The 18,548-nt window shown below is 70.3% G+C and carries 13 protein-coding genes; 11 read left to right on the top strand and 2 right to left on the bottom strand.

The window, feature by feature from the left end:
* Window positions 1–199 precede the first annotated feature (199 nt).
* Together ACZ39I_RS40170 and ACZ39I_RS40165 are read left to right on the top strand one after the other, a co-directional pair.
* Complete coding sequence (locus ACZ39I_RS40170) at window positions 200–1,468, top strand: aspartate aminotransferase family protein (RefSeq protein WP_467250470.1); 1,269 nt, start codon at window positions 200–202, stop codon at window positions 1,466–1,468.
* Entirely contained in the window at window positions 1,465–4,398 is a 2,934-nt protein-coding gene (locus ACZ39I_RS40165) for an FAD-binding and (Fe-S)-binding domain-containing protein (protein WP_467250468.1), read from the top strand. Before ACZ39I_RS40170 ends, ACZ39I_RS40165 begins: the two co-directional genes overlap by 4 nt.
* On the opposite strand, the gene ACZ39I_RS40160 is transcribed toward ACZ39I_RS40165, so the two are convergent.
* The gene (locus ACZ39I_RS40160; protein WP_467250466.1) at window positions 4,344–5,966 is read right to left on the bottom strand and encodes a PucR family transcriptional regulator; all 1,623 of its coding nucleotides are present in this window, start codon (window positions 5,964–5,966) and stop codon (window positions 4,344–4,346) included. The genes ACZ39I_RS40165 and ACZ39I_RS40160 overlap by 55 nt on opposite strands.
* A 276-nt stretch (window positions 5,967–6,242) precedes the next feature.
* On the opposite strand from ACZ39I_RS40160, the gene solA reads away from it, so the two are divergent.
* The 9 genes from solA to ACZ39I_RS40115 all read left to right on the top strand — a co-directional run bounded on the left by solA (window position 6,243) and on the right by ACZ39I_RS40115 (window position 16,098).
* Complete coding sequence (solA, locus tag ACZ39I_RS40155) at window positions 6,243–7,379, top strand: N-methyl-L-tryptophan oxidase (RefSeq protein WP_467250464.1); 1,137 nt, start codon at window positions 6,243–6,245, stop codon at window positions 7,377–7,379.
* A gap of 70 nt (window positions 7,380–7,449) precedes the next feature.
* A complete protein-coding gene (locus ACZ39I_RS40150) occupies window positions 7,450–8,130 on the top strand; it encodes a haloacid dehalogenase type II (protein WP_467250462.1) in 681 nt (226 codons plus the stop codon).
* 102 nt (window positions 8,131–8,232) lie between these two features.
* Window positions 8,233–9,330: an ABC transporter substrate-binding protein gene (locus ACZ39I_RS40145; RefSeq protein WP_467250460.1), complete on the top strand. Its 1,098-nt coding sequence runs from the start codon at window positions 8,233–8,235 to the stop codon at window positions 9,328–9,330.
* Window positions 9,323–10,489, top strand: a complete 1,167-nt coding sequence (locus ACZ39I_RS40140; RefSeq protein WP_467250458.1) for an ABC transporter ATP-binding protein — start codon at window positions 9,323–9,325, stop codon at window positions 10,487–10,489. The genes ACZ39I_RS40145 and ACZ39I_RS40140 overlap by 8 nt, the downstream gene beginning before the upstream one ends.
* A gap of 4 nt (window positions 10,490–10,493) precedes the next feature.
* Window positions 10,494–11,396, top strand: a complete 903-nt coding sequence (locus tag ACZ39I_RS40135) for an ABC transporter permease (protein ID WP_467250456.1) — start codon at window positions 10,494–10,496, stop codon at window positions 11,394–11,396.
* Entirely contained in the window at window positions 11,393–12,232 is an 840-nt protein-coding gene (locus ACZ39I_RS40130; RefSeq protein ID WP_467250454.1) for an ABC transporter permease, read from the top strand. Before ACZ39I_RS40135 ends, ACZ39I_RS40130 begins: the two co-directional genes overlap by 4 nt.
* 106 nt (window positions 12,233–12,338) lie before the next feature.
* Window positions 12,339–13,619, top strand: coding sequence for an NAD(P)/FAD-dependent oxidoreductase (locus ACZ39I_RS40125; protein WP_467250452.1), 1,281 nt, complete (start codon window positions 12,339–12,341; stop codon window positions 13,617–13,619).
* Between the two features lie 42 nt (window positions 13,620–13,661).
* Window positions 13,662–15,113: an NAD-dependent succinate-semialdehyde dehydrogenase gene (locus ACZ39I_RS40120; protein WP_467250450.1), complete on the top strand. Its 1,452-nt coding sequence runs from the start codon at window positions 13,662–13,664 to the stop codon at window positions 15,111–15,113.
* A gap of 1 nt (window position 15,114) precedes the next feature.
* Entirely contained in the window at window positions 15,115–16,098 is a 984-nt protein-coding gene (locus ACZ39I_RS40115; RefSeq protein ID WP_467250448.1) for a D-2-hydroxyacid dehydrogenase, read from the top strand.
* A 62-nt stretch (window positions 16,099–16,160) separates the two neighbouring features.
* On the opposite strand, the gene ACZ39I_RS40110 is transcribed toward ACZ39I_RS40115, so the two are convergent.
* Window positions 16,161–18,341 (bottom strand): alpha-L-fucosidase, encoded by a 2,181-nt coding sequence (locus ACZ39I_RS40110; RefSeq protein WP_467250446.1) that lies wholly within the window; start codon window positions 18,339–18,341, stop codon window positions 16,161–16,163.
* Between the last annotated feature and the right edge of the window lie 207 nt (window positions 18,342–18,548).

Below are 18,548 nucleotides of genomic sequence, written 5' to 3'. Positions count from 1 at the left end.
GGTCCGGCCACTGTGACAAGCGCCGCTGACCTGCGCAAGAGCGGTTCATGAGCGGGCGCCGCCCGGCAGCGCCCGCGCGGGACCGACACAACGTCCGGATCTGGCGTCCCGGCCGGACAGATCGCGCTTTGGCACCGCCCTGGCCCACGGAGATGCTCGGGCATACCGCAGGAGACCGACACCGAGGCCGGGAGAGAACATGACCGCACTGTCGCCGCACCTTCGCCAGGCCACGCCCGTCGTGGCGGTCCGGGGCGAGGGCGTCCACCTCTACGGCGAGGACGGCCGCCGCTACCTGGACTTCACCGCCGGGATCGGCGTCACCAGCACCGGGCACTGCCACCCCGAGGTCGTGGCCGCGGCGCAGGAGCAGGTGGCCAGGCTGATCCACGGTCAGTACACGACCGTCATGCACCAGCCGCTGCGGCGGCTCGTCGAGAAGCTCGGTGAGGTCCTGCCGGCCGGCCTCGACAGCCTGTTCTTCACCAACTCCGGCAGCGAGGCGGTGGAGGCCGCGCTGCGGCTGGCCCGTCAGGCCACCGGCCGGCCGAACGTCATCGTCTGCCACGGCGGTTTCCACGGCCGTACCGTGGCCGCCGCTTCCATGACGACGTCCGGCACCCGTTTCCGCTCGGGTTTCTCCCCGCTGATGAGCGGCGTCGTCGTGACCCCCTTCCCGTCGGCCTACCGCTACGGCTGGGACGAGGAGACCGCGACCCGCTTCGCGCTCCGAGAGCTGGACTACACCCTGCAGACGATCTCCGCTCCCGCCGACACGGCCGCGATCATCGTCGAGCCGGTGCTCGGTGAGGGCGGGTATGTGCCCGTTACCCGTGCGTTCCTTGCGGGCCTGCGGGAGCGCGCGGACCGGCACGGTTTCCTGCTCATCCTGGACGAGGTGCAGACCGGCGTCGGCCGCACCGGACGCTTCTGGGGCCATGACCACTTCGGGGTCACGCCCGACATCCTCGTCACCGCCAAGGGCCTGGCCAGCGGTTTCCCGCTGTCGGGCATCGCCGCCTCCGAGGAACTGATGACCAAGGCGTGGCCCGGTTCGCAGGGCGGCACGTACGGCGCCAACGCCGTCGCGTGCGCGGCGGCCTGCGCCACCCTCGACGTCGTACGCGACGAGAGGCTCGTCGAGAACGCCGAGGCGATGGGCAAGCGGCTGCGCCAGGGCCTGGAGGCGGTGGCCGAACGGACCCCGGGCATCGGCGACGTCCGCGGCCTCGGCCTCATGCTCGCCGCCGAGTTCGTCACCGAGGACGGCAGCCCCGACCCCGAGACCGCGGCCCGCGTCCAGCGCGCCGCCGTCGACGAGGGCCTGCTTCTGCTGCTGTGCGGGGCCTGGAACCAGGTCGTGCGGATGATCCCGGCGCTCGTCGTCGACGAGACGGCGGTGGACGAGGGCCTCCAGGCGTGGGCGGCTGCGGTCGAGGCCGGCACATCGGGAGCGGAACGGCGATGACGGACACCACCACGGCCCTGGAGCCGCTGGTCGCGCGGCTCGCCGAGACCGCTCCCGGCCTGCGGGTGGTGACCGGCTCGGGTGCCATCGGTCCTTATGCCTACGACGCTTCCAACTACCGGGTCCCACCGAGGGCCGTGGTGTTCCCACGCACCGCCGACGACGTGGTCGCGGTGCTGCGCTCCTGCCGTGAGACGGGCATCCCGGTCACCGCGCGCGGCGGCGGCACCAGCATGGCAGGCAACGCCGTCGGACCGGGCGTCGTCCTGGACTTCTCCCGGTACATGAACCGGATCCTGGACATCGACGCGGACGCGCGCACCGCGCGTGTCGAGGCGGGGGTGGTCCTGGACGCGCTGTGCAGCGCAACGGCCCTGCACGGGCTCACCTTCGGTCCCGACCCCTCCTCGCACAGCCGCTGCACCCTCGGCGGCATGATCGGCAACGACGCGTGCGGCAACCGGTCGGTGCGGCACGGGCGCACCGGCGGCCACATCGAGGCGCTGGAGCTCGTGACGGCCGACGGTGTGCGGGCCGTCGCCGACCGCACCGGCCTGCGCGCGGCCGACCCGGACGACACGGACGCGGTCCGCCATGTCGCCCGCCTCGAAGCGGACGTACGCCGCCTGATCGACGCCAACCTGGCGCCCATCCGCACCGAGCTGGGCCGGATACCGCGCCAGGTCTCCGGCTACCAGCTGCACCACCTGCTGCCCGAGCGCGGCTTCGACATGGCCCGCGCTCTCGTGGGCACCGAGGGCTCCTGTGCGGTCGTCACCGCCGCGACGGTCCGCCTGGTCGCGACCGCACAGGCCGCCACGCTGCTGGCACTGGGCTACGACGACGTGGTCGACGCCGCCGAGGACGTTCCCGCGATCCTGCGCTGGAGTCCCACCGCGGTGGAGGGCATGGACGAGGCGATCGTCGCCACCATGCGTGCCCGGCGGGGTGCGGACTCCGTGACCGGGCTGCCCGAGGGACGGGCCTGGCTGTACGTCGAGCTCGACGGTGACGACCAGGAGGCTGTCGACGCCCGCGCCGCCGCCCTTCTGGACGTGCTCGAGGCCCGGGGCCGGATGACCGCCGGGCGGGTCGTGCGGAGCCCGGCGGAACGGCGCGCCCTGTGGCGGGTCCGTGAGGACGGTGCCGGGCTCGCCGCCCGCCTGGTGGACGGCGGAGAGTCGTGGCCCGGCTGGGAGGACGCGGCGGTCGCGCCCGAGGACCTGGCCGCCTACCTGCGCGACTTCCGCAAGCTGCTGGCCGGCCACGACCTGACCGGCGTGCTGTACGGACACTTCGGCGCGGGCTGCGTCCATGTGCGCATCGACTTCGACCTCGCCACGGCCGACGGACGCGGTGCCGCCCGGCGCTTCCTGAGCGAGGCGGCAACCCTGGTCGTCGACCACGGCGGCACCCTGTCGGGTGAACACGGCGACGGACGGGCCCGCAGCGAGCTGCTGGAGGTCATGTACAGCCACGCGCTGATCCGCACGTTCGCCGCCTTCAAGGCCGTCTTCGACCCCGAGGGGCTGCTCAACCCGGGCATCATCGTGGCCCCGGCCCGCCTCGACGCCGATCTGGCGCTGCACACGCCCCCCGACGTGCTGCCCGTCGAGTCCCTCTTCTCCTTCCCGCACGACGAGGACGGCTTCGCGGGCGCGGTGCGCCGCTGTGTCGGTGTCGGCCGCTGTCGCAGCGACACGGGCGGCGTGATGTGTCCCAGCCACCGGGCCACGGGCGAGGAGAACGACTCCACGCGGGGCCGGTCCCGTCTGCTGCAGGAGATGGTGCGCGGCGAACTGGTGCAGGACGGCTGGCGCTCGACCGAGGTGCGCGACGCCCTCGACCTGTGCCTGTCCTGCAAGGCCTGTTCCAGCGACTGCCCGGTCGGCGTCGACATGGCCACGTACAAGGCGGAGTTCCTGCACCACCACTACAAGGGCAGGCTCCGGCCCCGCTCGCACTACTCGCTCGGCTGGCTGCCCCTGACCTCCTTCCTCGTCGGACACATCGCCCGTCCGGTCAACGCGCTGCTGCGCGGACCGGCCGGCAGGTTGCTCGCCCGTCTCGGCGGCGTCACCACCAAGCGCCTGATCCCGGCGTTCGCCTCCCGGCGCGCGCTGCGCCGGGCCCTGCGCACGGCGAGGACCGGTGAACCAGCGAAGACCGTGCTCTTCGTCGACAGCTTCACCCGCGCCTTCCGCCCCGAGGTCGCCGGAGCGACGAGCCGTGTACTCGCCGACGCCGGCATCCCCTGCACGACCGAGGACGGCCTGTGCTGCGGCCTGACCTGGGTCAGCACCGGCCAGCTGTCCGTCGCGCGCCGCATCATGACCCGTACCGTCACCCGCCTGGACAACGGCGACGACCGGCCCATCGTCGTGGCCGAACCGAGCTGCGCCGCGGCCCTGAGGCGTGACGTGCCCGAACTTCTCGACACCGACGCCGCCCGGCGCGTCGCGGCCCGGGTCCACACCCTCACCGGGGCCCTCACCGACCTCGCCGCACCCGGCTGGACGCCTCCCGAGCTGCCGGACGAGGTCGTGTTGCAGACCCACTGCCACGAGTACGCCACCTTCAAGGGCCACCACCCCCGCGGGTTGCTCAGCCGCCTCGGCGTGACGAAGGTCGACGAGGCCGAGGGCTGCTGCGGACTCGCCGGCAACTTCGGCTTCGAGGCACAGCACTACGACACCTCGATGGCGGTCGCCGGCCTGGCGCTGAAGCCACGCCTCGACGGCATCGATCACGAGGCGCCCGTAGCGGTCGTGGCGGACGGCTTCAGCTGCGCCACACAGATCGACCACCTCGCCGCTGACCGGGGCATCCGCGCCCTGCACCTGGCGGAACTGCTCGACCCCGCCGCCCCCGGTCGTCACGCCCCGGGAACAGCAGCTTCCCGTGCGTCCAGGACCAGCACCGCGACGTGAAGGGACGTGCGCTGCAGACCTGATTCCAGGTCGCAGCCCAGGAGCCGTTCGATGGTGTGGAGGCGCTGGTAGTACGCCTGCCGGGACATGCCGACGCGCTTTGCCGCGACCGACTTGTTGCCGGCCGCCGCCAGATAGGCGCGCAGTGCCGGGAGCAGATCGCCGCTGTTGCGGTCGTCGTGCTCGATGAGACGGGTCAGTTGCCGTTCCGCGTACCGCTGCAGCCGGGTGTCCTCGCGCAGGACGCCCAGCAACTCCGGCAGTTGGACATCGGCGGGGACGTAGAACCACCGTTCCGTGGAGGCCGGTGTGATGGCCTCGGCCGTCTGCTCGGCCTCCTGCCACGACCGGGCGATCCCGGAGAGGTCGGTCACCCCGGGGCCGACGGCGACGACGGCCTCCGGTCCCAGCTCCTCCCGGGTCAGACGGCCGATCCGCTCGGCGACCGGCTGCCAGGCGCTCGCCTGTGCCAGTGCCAGGAGTACGCCGATCCGGCCGGGGGCCGTCTCGCCGACCAGGGCGCGGACGCCGATCTGTGTCAGCGCCTTCGCGATCCGCTCGTCGAGGTGCTCACCCGCGGTGCCGGTGTGCGCGTGGCGGATGACCAGGGCGAAGAGCCGGTGCCCGAAGGCCGGGAGCCCCAGTGCCTCGGCGCGGGCGCGCGCGTCCGCGGGGGAGCGGAAGCGCCGTTCGTACAGGTCCCGCAGTACGGAGCGGTGGGCCCGGCGCTCCCACCAGGCCGGCCCGGCCAGGCGCGCCATGGTCAGCGCGACCGCGGCACGCTCCAGCACCAGGACGTGTTCCGGGTCGGGCTCGGCGTTCAGCCGGCCCCCCAGCAGGACCAGTCGCCCCCACGGCCCGTGGTGGTCCTGCACCGGCGCGATCAGCCACCCCTCCGGGCCGCTCGGCGTGATCGTCTTCGGCGTGGGGGCGGCCCGGGAACGCCGCGACCAGGCCGACACCACCGGCTCGTACGGCCGGCCGAGCAGCTCGCACATCAGGACCCGGTGCGTGAGATCCTCCAGCACCACGGGGGCTCCGGTGAGCTCCGCGGTGGTGTGCACCAGTTCCTCGGGGTCCGCGCCCCGCAGCGTCAGCGCGGTGAAAATAGCCTGGATGTCCGTTCCGCGACGCAGCAGGGCTCCCTGGGCGTCGAGGATGAGCGCGTGCACCGTCTGCGTGACGTCGATGAACCGGACGCCACGGGCCAGCTCGACCAGCGGCACTTCACGGGCACGGCACGCCGCCACCAGCTCGGGGGGCACCTTCCGGTACCGGTAACCGAGCTCCACGACCAGACCGGCCGCTCCGACGTCGGCGAGCTGGTCGACGTAACCGCGCAGCTCGGAGGCGTCCTCGGGATACGGCATGCCGGTCGTCAGCACCAGCTCACCGCCCTCCAGGAAATCGGCGGGGTTGAGCAGCTCGGTGACATGCACCCAGCGCACCGTCCTGTCCAGCTGTGACTCACCGGCCAGCACGCGCGGCATCCCTTCGGCGAGCACAGGCAGGCGCAGTACCTCCGTGATGGTGGGGAACTGCCCGGCTGCGGGACGTCTGGGCGGCATAGGGGGTGCTTTCGTCCGAGGCGATCGGGTTACCTTCGCACCGGCCACCCCCCGTGACAAGAGGTGTCCGGCATTTCATCGAGCCCGGCCGTGCGCAGTGACAAACCGTCTCGAGAAGGCGCCGCGGTGGAACACAGTGTGGGTTGACCTGCAGGTTCCCCGGGGCCGAAAGTGAACGCCATCCCCAGTGGGACCCGAACCGGAAAAGTCCGCACGGTGTCCACACCGTGCTGGGGCCGACTGCCATCCGGACCACGCCATCGAAAGGAGCGACTCATGCGCATCCCGAAGCGCGTCGCCGTGATCGGTGCCGGCAGCATGGGCAGCCAGGCCATGTGGCGACTGGCCGCCCGCGGAGCCGAGGTCATTGGCTACGACCGGTACGCGCCGGGTCACGACCGCGGTGCGGCCGGGGGCGAGAGCCGCATCTTCCGAGCCGTCCACCTCGGCGAAGCCGGGTACCTTCCGCTGCTGCGGCTGGCGGACGGACTGTGGGACCAGCTCCAGGCGGAGACGGGCCGGTCGCTGCGACGCCGCAGCGGCTGCCTCGTGATGGGCGAGACCGCGTCATCGACCATGCGCCTTCTCCTGTCCACCAGCGCCACCCACCGTCTGGACCACGAGGTACTGGACCGCGACGACCTCGCCCGTCGGTACCCGCAGCACCGTCTCCCGGACGGACACACCGCCGTGCTCGACCGGATGGGCGCCGTCATCAGGCCCGAGGCGTCGGTCCAGGCGGCCGCCACCCGTGCCGAGGAGCTGGGCGCCCGGCTGCACCGCTACACCCCGGTGCGGGAGGTCGTCCCGGTGGCGGGAGGCGGCGTGCGGATCGTCACCGACCACGGCACGGACCACGTGGACGCCGCCGTGGTGACCGTGGGCCCGTGGATCAACACCCTGCTTCCCGACCTCCCGCGGACCGTCGACGTCCGCCGGGTGATCTGCTCCTGGCACCTGCCCACCCGCCACGACTGGTTCGCGGCCGGGGCACCCCCCTTCGTACGCGCCACACCCCACGACTGCTTCGGGCTCCCGTCGCCCGACGGCCTCTCCGTCAAGCTCGGTCTGTCCTTCGCACGCCATCTGCCGGTGCCCGAGCCCGAACGGCTCGACCGTACGGTCCGCCCCGAAGAACTCGGCATCTTCCGCGAGCTCATCTCCGAGCTGATGCCCGACCTGAACCCCGATCCCATCAGGATGTCGGCCTACATGGAGGGCTACACCGACTCCGGTGACCCGCTCGTCGGTCATCTCCCCGGCGAGGACGACGTCATCGTCATGGCCGGCTTCTCCGGCAGCGGTTTCAAGATGGCGCCCGCCATGGGCGAGATCGCCGCCGATCTGGCGCTGGACGGCACCACTGATCACCCCATCGACTTCCTCGCTCCGGCAGGAGTCGGCGCCGCCTGATCCCCGGCGACACCGGCGGCTTCACCCCTCACATCGCTATCCCTGCCATGTACACGACAGGAGTACCCTCATGCCCATTCCCTCGTTCCAGTTCCGTCCGAAGTACGTCTCCTTCGACTGCTACGGCACATTGATCGAGTGGCCGATGACCCCCATCACGCGTGAGCTCGTCGGCGACCAGATCCCCGCTGAGCACTGGGACCAGTTCGTCCGGGAGTTCCGCGGCTACCGCTACGACTCGATCTGCGGCGCGTACTACCCCTACGAGCAGACTCTGCAGGACGCCTTCGAGCGGGTCTGCCGCAAGTGGGGCCTGCAGGCCGCCCCGGACGCGGGCAAGCGGTTCGCCGACGGTGTGCGCAGCTGGGGCCCGCACGCCGACGTGCCGGAACCGCTGAAGAAGATGGGCGAGAACTACAAGCTGGTGATCCTCTCCAACGCCGGGGACGACTTCCTGGAGGAGAGCGTGCCCCGGCTCGGTGCTGACTTCCACGCGGTCTTCACCGCGGAGCAGGCCGGCTACTACAAGCCCCGCTACGCCGCGTTCGAGTACCTGCTCGACCAGCTCGACGCCTCCCCCGAGGACTTCGTACACGTCTCCTCGCACACCCGCTACGACCTGATGCCGATGCACGACATGGGCTTCCGCAACCTGGTCCTGCTGGACCGTGGCTACGACCCGGTGACCCACGGCTACGGCTACGTGACGGTCAAGTCCCTGGACGAGCTCAACACCATGCTCGGCATCTGACGCGCGACGCACCTCGTCCCGCACGCACGACCCCGAAGGACCCCACCCCCCACCCAGCGTTTTCCGTTTCCCCGAATTCCCACCCTCACCAGGAGGCGCCCGATGGAAGCCAACCGGACAGGACGCAGAACCGTACTCCGCACCGCAGGCGCGCTGGCCGCCGCCTCGGCACTGACCGGATGCGGCACCCTCATGGGCAACGGCGCAAGCCGCGGCTCGTCGGGCGGCGGCAAGAAAAGGCTCGTCGTCAGCAACAGCGGTGGCGCCTACAACGACGCTCTGACCAAGGCGATCTACGAGCCGTTCGCCAAGGAGACGGGCATCACGGTCACGACGGTCAACTACCAGTCGGCGCAGATCATCGCCCAGGTCAAGCAGGGCCGTCCGCAGGTGCACCTGCTGGACAACACACTGCTGAACTTCCAGAAGATGGCGCGGCTGGAGTGTCTGGAGCCGGTGGATTTCGATCGGCTGAAGAACGTCAAGGGCGCCGGGATCTCGGAGGTCAACCTGCCGGAGCACGCGGTCGGCAAGAACGTGTGGGCCAGCGTGATGGCCTACCGTACGGACAGCCTCAAGCGCGCCCCGAAGAACTGGGCCGACTTCTGGAACACCCACTCCTTCGGCGGCGCCCGCTCCCTGCAGAGCGCGGACGTCGACCTGCCGGAGCTGGAGTTCGCGCTGCTGGCCGACGGTGTGCCGCTGGACCGGCTGTACCCGCTGGACGTGGACCGGGCGTTCGCGTCGATGTCGCGGATCCGCGGTGATGTGAAGAAGTTCTGGAACACCGGCGCCCTGCCGGCCGTGCTGCTCGGCCGCAAGGAGGTCGTCGCGACCAGCCTCTGGGGCGGCCGCGCGGACGAGCTGATCAAACAGGGCATGCCGGTCGCCTACCAGTGGACCGGCGCCCGCAGGATGACCAACGGTTGGGGCATCCCGAAGGGCGCGGACAACACCGACGCGGCCTACCAGCTGATCGACTTCTCGCTGCGGCCCGAGGTGCAGGCGGCCTTCGCCAAGCTCAGCCCCACTGGCGGCCCGGTCGTCCCGGCGGCGACCAAGCTGCTCTCGGACGACGTCCTGGCCTCGTTGCCGACCTCGCCGCAGAACCTGAAGACGGGGTTCGACGCGGATGCCGCCTGGTGGGACAAGAACCGGGACGCCGTCACCAAGCGCTGGCAGGAGTGGGCCGATGCCTGAGCGGACCCAGAGCCCGACCGCCGGAGAGCTCTCCGCCGACGACCTCGCCGCCGCCCTGGCCCCTCGCTCCTCCGCACCGACGGGCAGGTCGCTCTCGGTGACGGGGCTGCGCAAGTCCTACGGCGGGACGACGGTGGTCGACGGCGTGGACATGGAGATCGCGGCAGGTGAGTTCGTCACCTTCCTCGGCTCGTCCGGTTCCGGCAAGACGACCACGCTGATGATGCTCGCCGGCTTCACCGAGCCCGACTCCGGCACCGTCACCGTCGACGGCCGGGACATCACCAAACTCAACCCGGGCAAGCGTGACTTCGGTTTCGTCTTCCAGCAGTACCTGCTCTTCCCGCACATGACGGTCGCCGAGAACGTCGCCTTCCCGCTCCAACTGCGCGGGGTGGACAAGGCGGAGATCCGCCGCCGGGTCGGGGAGACGCTGGAGGCGGCGGGCCTGTCGAAGTTCGCCGGCCGCAAGCCCCGCGAGCTCTCCGGCGGTCAGCAGCAACGCGTCGCACTGTGCCGGGTCCTGGTCTACCGCCCGCCGATCGTGTTGATGGACGAACCACTGGGTGCGCTGGACAAGCGGCTCCGCGACCAGATGCAGACCGAGATCAAGAGCATCCAGCGCGAACTCGGCCTGACCGTCGTCTATGTGACACATGATCAGGAAGAGGCCCTGGTCCTTTCGGACCGGATCGCCATCATGAAGGACGGCCGCATCGAGCAGTTCGACACCCCACGTGGCCTGTTCGAATGCCCCCGCACCCCGTTCGTCGCCGACTTCCTGGGCGCCGCCAACTTCCTCACCGGCAAGGTCGAGGTCGGCGGAGCGGACGACTGCACCCGCGTACGGCTGGACACCGGAGGCGTCCTCACGGCCCGCGCCCACCTCGGCGCACCGGGGCAGAAGGTGCGGGCCGCGGTGCGGCCGGGCAAGCTGCGCCTGGTCAGTGCCGAGGAGAGCTGCTGTTCCGGCACCGTCGAGACGGCCGTCTACGTCGGCTCTCTCACCCGGATCTCCGTCCGCCTGGACGGTGCCGCTCCGGGGACGCCGCCGCTGCGGATCGAGACCGCCCACACTCCGCCCCGCCCCGGCGAGCGGGTGTGCGTCACGGCGGACCGCGAGGACGTCAGTGTCTTCGACGCGACGGACGGGGGGTGAGTCCATGGCCGGCACCGCTCTCGCCCCCACCAAGGTGCGGGTGAAAACGTCCGAGAAGCGCGGACACCGCTCCCGGATCGCCCTGGTCAACGCCGTCCCCGTCACGGTGTTCCTGCTGGTGCTGTTCGTCTACCCGATCATCGGGGTGCTCTCCCTCAGCCTCAAGGGCGACAGCGGCGGATTCACCCTGCACTGGTACGCCGACGCCCTCAGCGGCGTGAACCTGTCCGTGCTGCTCTCCACCCTGCGGATCTCCGCGGAGACCGCGCTGCTCAGTCTCCTGGTGGGTTTCGTCCTGGCGCACGCCATCGCCCGGATGCGGCCGGCCCTCGCCGCGCCGGCCATGCTGATCGTGGTCGTGCCGCACTTCATCAGCGCCCTGGTACGCACCTACGGGTGGATCATCATGCTCGGTGACCACGGCCTCATCAACACCGTGTTGACCTCCCTGCACGTGCCTGGAGCCCCGTTCTCGCTCCTCTACAACGAGATCGGTGTAGTCATCGGCACCACCTCGGTGATGCTGCCCTACACCGTCCTGGTCCTTCAGGGCGTGATGCGCGGCGTCGACGGCCGGCTCCTGGCCGCGGCGGCAGGCTTCGGCGCGAGCCGGTTCACCATCTTCCGCAGGATCTACCTGCCGCTGGTCGCTCCCGGGATCGGCACCGCGGGTCTGCTCAGCTTCATCCTGTGCCTGGGCTACTACATCACCCCGGCCCTGATGGGCGGCGACAAGCAGACCGTCGTCGCCGCGCTCATCGACCAGCAGGTGATGAAGCAGGACCAGTGGAACTCGGCCGCCGCCTTCGGCGTCATCCTGCTCCTGCTCACCTTCGCCGGCCTGGGCGTGCTCGGCCTGGCCAAGCTCCGCCGCAAGCAGGCACACGCACGAAGGAGCAGCTCATGATGGAACTGCCCGCCACCCGGGCCGGACACATCGGCCGCGCCGTGAGCGCCACAGCGATCCTGCTGTTCCTGGCGATGCCCATCGTCATCATCCTGGTCACCTCCTTCGGCGCGGACGGTATTGGCACCTTCCCGCCCAAGGAGTACAGCACCCACTGGTACGAGCAGATGGCCGCGCCCGGCGGCAACTGGGCCACCTCGATCGCCCTGTCCAGCCTCATCGCCACCCTCACCACCGTGTTCTCCCTCATTCTGGGAGCCACCGCCGCCACCGCCCTGGCCCGCGGCCGACTGCCCCTGCACACGGCTGTCTACGGACTGGTCCTGGCTCCGCTGCTCATCCCCCAAGTGGTCGTCGCGCTCGGCCTGTTCCTGTTCTTCGAACCGGCCGGCATGCTCGGCAGCCCGCTGGCCATCGCCCTCGGCCACACCGTGCTCGCCGCACCCATCGCCATCCTCATCATGATCTCCACGCTGAGGGGCATCGACGAACGGCTGGAGGACGCGGCGGCCAGCATGGGCGCCGGCCGGCTCACCATCGCCCGGCGCATCACCTTCCCCCTGGCCACCCCCGGGTTGATCGCCGCCGCGGTGTTCTCGTTCATCACCAGCTTCGACGAGTTCTTCATCGCCCAGTTCATGTCGACACCCGACACCCGCACCCTGCCGGTCCTGGTCTTCAACGCCCTCCAGTTCGACGTCGATCCGACCGTCACCGCCGTCAGCGCCGTCCTCATCGCGCTCGCCGTCCTCGCCCTCGTCCTGGTCGCCGTCGTCCGCAAACTCGGCGGCCACCGCAGCGGCCGGCACGTCCTCCCCGTAGAACCCCTCGCCTGAGCCTTGCGCCGGCGCGGGCCGTGCCACCGCTGACAGCGCCCTCGGCCGGGCCCCTGCCGTGCCCCGCCGCGCCTTCCCCCTGACCCATTCCCGCAGGAGACCCGTTATGAAGACGATCCCGTACTGGGTAGAAACCGCCGGGGCGTTTCCCGACCGGTCCGGCAAGCCACTGACCGAGGACACAGACCTGGTGGTCGTCGGCGCCGGCCTGACGGGTCTGTCCACCGCCCTCCACTCCGCCCGCAAGGGCGCCCGCGTCACCCTCGTCGAGAAGAGCCAGATCGGCTCCGGTGCCTCCGCGCGCAACGGCGGAATGGCCAACCTGGGCTTCACCATCGGCGTGGGCCAGGCGATCCGCCGGTACGGGCTCGAACGGGCCCGCGAGATCTACAACTCCTACGGCGATGCCGTGGACACCGTCGAGCGGCTCGTGAACGAGGAGTCCATCGACTGTCAGTTCCGCCGCGTCGGACGCCTGGGCGTCGCGTCCCGCCCCGCGCACTTCGAGAACAAGAAGGCCCAACAGCGCGACCTGGCCAAGTACTTCGGACACGAGACCACGCTGATCGACAAGTCCGAGCTGCGTTCCGAGATCGGATCCGACGCCTACCACGGCGCCCTGCTCGACCCGCTCAGCGCCGCACTGCACGTCGGCCGCTTCGTGCGCGGCATGGCCGAGGCGTGCGAGCGCACCGGCGTCGAGATCCACGAGCGCAACGCGGCCATCGGCGTACGGCGTACCGCCGCCGGCCGGTTCGAGGTCAGCACCGAGCGCGGTCTGATCCGCGCCGGGCAGGTCATGATGGCCACCGACGCCTACACCGACAAGAACTTCCCGTGGCTGCGCCGCCGGCAGGTCTGCCTGGGCAGCTTCATCATCGTCACCGAGCCGCTCGGCGAGGAGCTCGCCCGGGACATCATCCCGAAGGCCCGCCTCATCGTCGACTCCAACCAGGTCTGCCACTACTTCCGGCTCACCCCCGACAACCGGCTGCTGTTCGGCGGCCGTGCCCGCTTCGCACCGTCCGACCCCACCTCGGACAAGAAGAGCGGGGCGGTTCTGTTCCGTGAGATGTGCGAGGTCTTCCCCCAACTCGCCCGGACAAAAGTCGAGTACGTGTGGGGCGGCTCCGTCGGTTTCGCGAGGGACCGCATCGTGCACGCCGGGCAGTCGGATGACGGCGTCTACTACTCCATGGGATACGCGGGACACGGCGTGCAGATGGCCACGCACATGGGCCAGGTCATGGCCGAGGTGATGGACGGCCACCCCGAGGCCAGCCCCGTCCGCGACCTGGCCCCGCCCCGCATCCCCCTCTACAACGGCACTGCCTGGTTCCTGCCCTTCGCGGGCGCCTACTACAAGACGCTGGACCGCATCCGCTGACCGGTCGGCAGCCCCTCGACACCCACACAAGGAGATACCACGATGACTGTCGTCCGTGATGTTCCCAAGCAGCTGTTCATCGGCGGTGACTGGCAGGACGCCGAGTCCGGCCGGACCCTGTCCGTCGACAACCCGGCCACCGGCGAGGAACTGTGCCGTGTCGCCGACGCCTCGCCCGCGGACGGCCGGCGTGCCGTCGAGGCAGCGGTCGCCGCACAGACCGCCTGGGCCGCCACCCCGCCCCGGGCGCGCAGCGAGATCCTGCGCCGCGCCTACGACACCATCATCGAGCGCACCGAGGACCTCGCGCTGCTGATGACCCTGGAGATGGGCAAGCCCCTGGCCGAGGCGCGCGCCGAAGTCGCCTACGGCGCCGAGTTCTTCCGCTGGTTCTCCGAGGAGGCCGTCCGTATCGACGGCGGCCTGATGACCGCCCCCGACGGCAGGAACCGTCTGCTGGTCACCCGCCAGCCGGTCGGCCCCTGCCTGCTCATCACGCCCTGGAACTTCCCCCTGGCCATGGGCACCCGCAAGATCGGCCCCGCCATCGCCGCCGGCTGCACCATCGTCCTCAAACCCGCCCCCCAGACTCCTCTGACCAGCCTCGCCCTCGCCGCCATCCTGAAGGAAGCCGGGCTCCCCGACGGCGTCCTCAACATCATCGTCACCACCGACGCCGCCGGCGTCGTCGAGCCGCTGCTGCGCGGCGGGCAGATCCGCAAGCTCTCCTTCACCGGCTCCACCCAGGTCGGCCGGATCCTGCTGGCCCAGTGCGCCGACACCGTCATCCGCACCTCCATGGAACTCGGCGGCAATGCCCCCCTCATCGTCTTCGACGACGCCGACCTCGACGTCGCCGTCGAAGGCACCATGGTCGCCAAGATGCGCAACATGGGTGAGTCCTGCTGCGCCGCCAACCGCATCTACGTCCACACCTCCGTCGCCGAGGAGTTCGCCACCCGTCTCGCCGCCCGCATGGCCGCCCTGACCGTCGGCGACGGCACCGAACCAGGCACCGACGTCGGTCCCCTCATCGACACCGCCGGCCGCAGCAAGGCCCACGACCTGGTGTGCGACGCCGTCAAGCGCGGCGCCACCGTCCTGACCGGCGGTGAACTCCCCGAAGGCCCCGGCTGCTTCTACCCGCCCACCGTCCTCGCCGGCATCGCCCCCGACTCCGCGATCATCGACACGGAGATCTTCGGCCCGGTCGCCGCGATCCGTCCCTTCGACACCGAGGACGAGGCCATAGCCGCCGCCAACGACACCGAATTCGGCCTCGCCGCCTACCTGTTCACCCAGAACCTCGACCGTGCCCTGCGCGTCGCCGAGCGCCTCGAAAGCGGCATGATCGGCCTCAACACCGGGCTCGTCTCCAACCCCGCCGCCCCCTTCGGCGGCGTCAAGCAGTCCGGCCTGGGCCGCGAAGGCGGACGCGTCGGAATCGACGAGTTCCTGGAGTACAAGTACATAGCCGTCCCCGTCGGAGCCTGACATGCCCGAGCGACTCGTCGTCCTCTACCGCGGCAACCGGCCACCAGCCGCCGCACTCATCGAACGCCTCATGGACACCGTCTACGCCACCGAGGAGGAACTCCCCTACCTCCTCCCAGGCGCCGACGCCCTCCTGGCCTGGGTGACCATCACCCCTGCCATCCGCGAAGCCTGGCCGGACAACCCGGAGAAGGCACCCCGGTGGGTCCACGCGTCCTCCGCGGGCGTGGACTCGTTCCTCTTCCCGGCCCTGGTGAACGATCCGGGCGTCGTCCTCACCAACGCCCGCGGAGTCTACGACCAGCCGACCGCCGAGTACGTCCTCGGCCTGATCCTCGCCCTCGCCAAGGACTTCCCCGGCACCTGGGAGCACCAGCGGCGCCGCGAGTGGCGTCCGCGCCCCAGTGACGGCATCACCGGCCGCACCGCGCTGGTCTGGGGCACGGGGCCGATCGGCCGGGCCATCGCCCGGCTGCTGCGGGCCGCCGGGATGCGTGTGTGCGGCGCGGGCCGCAAGGCCCGCGCGGACGACCCGGACTTCGGTACGGTCCACGGCGCGGCGACCCTGCGCTCCGCCCTGACGGCAGCGGACTACGTCGTTCTGGCGGCACCCCTCACCGAGGGCACCCGGGGCATGGTCGACGCCTCCGTGCTCGCCGCCATGAAGCCGGGGGCACGGCTGATCAACGTAGGCCGGGGCGGGCTCGTCGACGAGGAGGCGCTGGTCGACCACCTCGCCGCCGGCCGGCTCGCCGGCGCGGCCCTGGATGTGTTCGCCCAGGAACCGCTGCCCCCCGAATCACCCCTGTGGGACATGCCCGGCGTGATGATCTCCCCGCACACCGCGGGCGAGACCACCAGCGAGCGGGAGGCGCTCGTGGAGGTGTTCCTCGACAACCTCACCCGGCACATCGAGGGCCGTCCGCTGCGCAATGTGGTGGACAAGCGGCGCGGATACGTGGTCGACGAGACGCACCCCGCGTAAGGGGCGAGCAGGGGCCCGCCGGGAAGGGTGTGCGTCCGAGACCTCACAGATCAGACCGCCGCCTACACCACCGTGAAGCTCCACAGCAGGTTGGTGCTGCTGCCGAAGGTCCACTGCTTGGCGACGGAGCCCGAAGCGACGTCGCCGCCGCCGTCGAGGACCAGACCGGTGGTGCGGTTGGCGATCGAATAGCGGTCACCGCCCCGGTGGGTGATCGTCCACTGCTGGTTGGTGCCGCCGTCCCAGGGGGCCTGCCGGGCGGCGGAGCCGTCCTCGGTGGCGCCCCAGCCGTCGGCGACCATGCCGTTCGTACGGTTGACCAGCCGGTAGTAGCCGTCTCCGACAGCCTCCGCATGCCACTGCAGGTTCGAACTGCCGTCCCAGGCCCACTGCTTGAGGTTGGCGCCGGAGGCGACGTTGCCGCCGCTGTCCAGGGCGAGGCCGTCAGTGGCGGTGACGATTCGGAAGTACGTCGCCGGGTTGAACTGGACCCTCACCGAGGCGATCCGGTCGTTGTTGCCGGTGCCCCTCAGATCGGGGTTGTCGGCGGTGAACGTCCACGCGGTTCCGGTGAAGTCGTCGCCGTAGTAGCCGATCACCTGGTAGCCGGGGGCCGGCCGGAGGGAGGAGAGGGTGCCAGGGCCCAGCCCGGCCGCGCTCAGGTCCGCCGCGGTGTAGTCGCCGACGCCGAGCACGGCGGCCTTGCCGGTGTAGCCGGTGTCCGTGAAGACGACGGCGCCGACGAGCGGCCGCAGAGCGGGGATCGCGCCGGAGAAGGTGAGCTTCAGTACGTAGGCGTTGGCGCTGTACGGAGCCGAGGACGGCAGGGTGACGGCGAGTCCGGAGGAGGTCTGAGCCGGCGCGGGCAGGTCGATGTAGGTGCCGGCGGTGGAGCCGAGGAGCTTGACCGAGGTCAGCGACGAGAGGCTGATCCGGTCCGTGCTGAGCGTCTTGATCGTCAGTGAACTGCCGGGCCAGCCCAGGACGGTGGCGTACAGGACGTTGCCGGCCTTGTCGCGGGTGAAGCGGATGTCCTGTGGGGTACCGGCGGTCGGGCGGGTGAAGGCGCCGCCGCCCATCTTCGTCGGCCCCTCGCCGTACGTCGTCCAGGCCCGGGTCGCGTACACCGACTCGCCGAAGCGCCTCAGGTGGTCACCGATCCCCAGCAGGATGTCCTTCTGCGCCTGGGGGATGGTGCCGTCGGCCATCGGCGCGATGTTCAGCAGCACATTGCCGTTCTTGCTGACCCGGTCGATGAACGAGTGCAGCATCTGCTGGACGGTGTAGTAGCCGATGCCTTGCGTGTAGCACCAGCTGCTGCTGGAGATGCTGTCGTCGGTCAGCCAGTACGGCGAGGTGAGATCGGCAGGGCCGCCGCGTTCGTAGTCGAAGACCTCGCCCTTGCCGTTCATGCCGTCCTTGTAGGTCGCGACGACCTCGCGGCCCCAGCTGGCGGCCTGGTTGTAGTAGTAGGAGAGGAAGTTGAGACGCTGCGCCTCTGCGACGGCGTCGAGCTTGAAGTCCTGCCAGAGGATGTCGGGCCGGGCGCGGTCGACGACCTCCTTGAGCTTGTCGTACCAGAGCTGGTTCTCCGCGACCGAACCCAGCTGCCCGTAGAGCTTCTTGAGGCTGGGGTCCGTCTGCGCGGGGGCGAATTCGTAGAAGCCGTTGAAGTAGTACGCGTGGTGCATGGCCACCAGCAGCTTCAGGCCCTTGGCGCGGATCGCCGTGGAGAACAGCCGCAGCAGGTCGAGGCCCGGGCCCTTCTTCACCGAGTTCCACTCGTTGACCTGGCTGTCCCACATGGAAAAGCCGTCATGGTGCTCGGCGACCGGGCCGGCGAACCTGGCCCCGGCGTCGACGAACAACTGCACCCACTCGTCGGGGTCGAACTTCCCGCCGGCCGACTTCAGCTTCGGTGCGAACTGCACGGTGTTGCCCGCCAGGTCCCGCGCCCCGTTGATGAAGTGGTGGTAGGGCCAGGCCGCCGGTTGGCCGTAGGTCGCGATGTGATGCCGGTTCGCGTTGCTCCCGGCCTCGTACATGTTGCGCGGATACCACTCGTTGTCGAAGGCGGGGACGCTGAAGACGCCCCAGTGGAAGTAGATGCCGAACTTCGCGTCCTGGAACCACTCCGGGGCCGGCGGATGCTGGTCGACCGAGTTCCAGTCGGGCGTGTACGTGCTGGGCGCCGCCTCGGCGGCACCGGCCAGCAAGTTGCGTCTGCTGATGGAACTCGACATGGAGACATCCCTGGGGCGTGGGGGGCGCTTGTTACGGATGACGGTCTGGCATGCCTCCCTGGGATGTCAATTGCTTTGCAGGGATGAAAGTGATCGTTGCGTAAGGCGACTTGCCCCTATTAGCCATGTTTTCCTAGGAGGTCAGCTCAGACAGACATCGCATGTCTTGCGGCCATCGCCGAGGTCTATGAGGCGCACCGGACCATC

The organism is Streptomyces sp. NPDC024687, from assembly GCF_055559055.1.
This window is presented reverse-complemented; position numbering and strand designations above follow the sequence as displayed.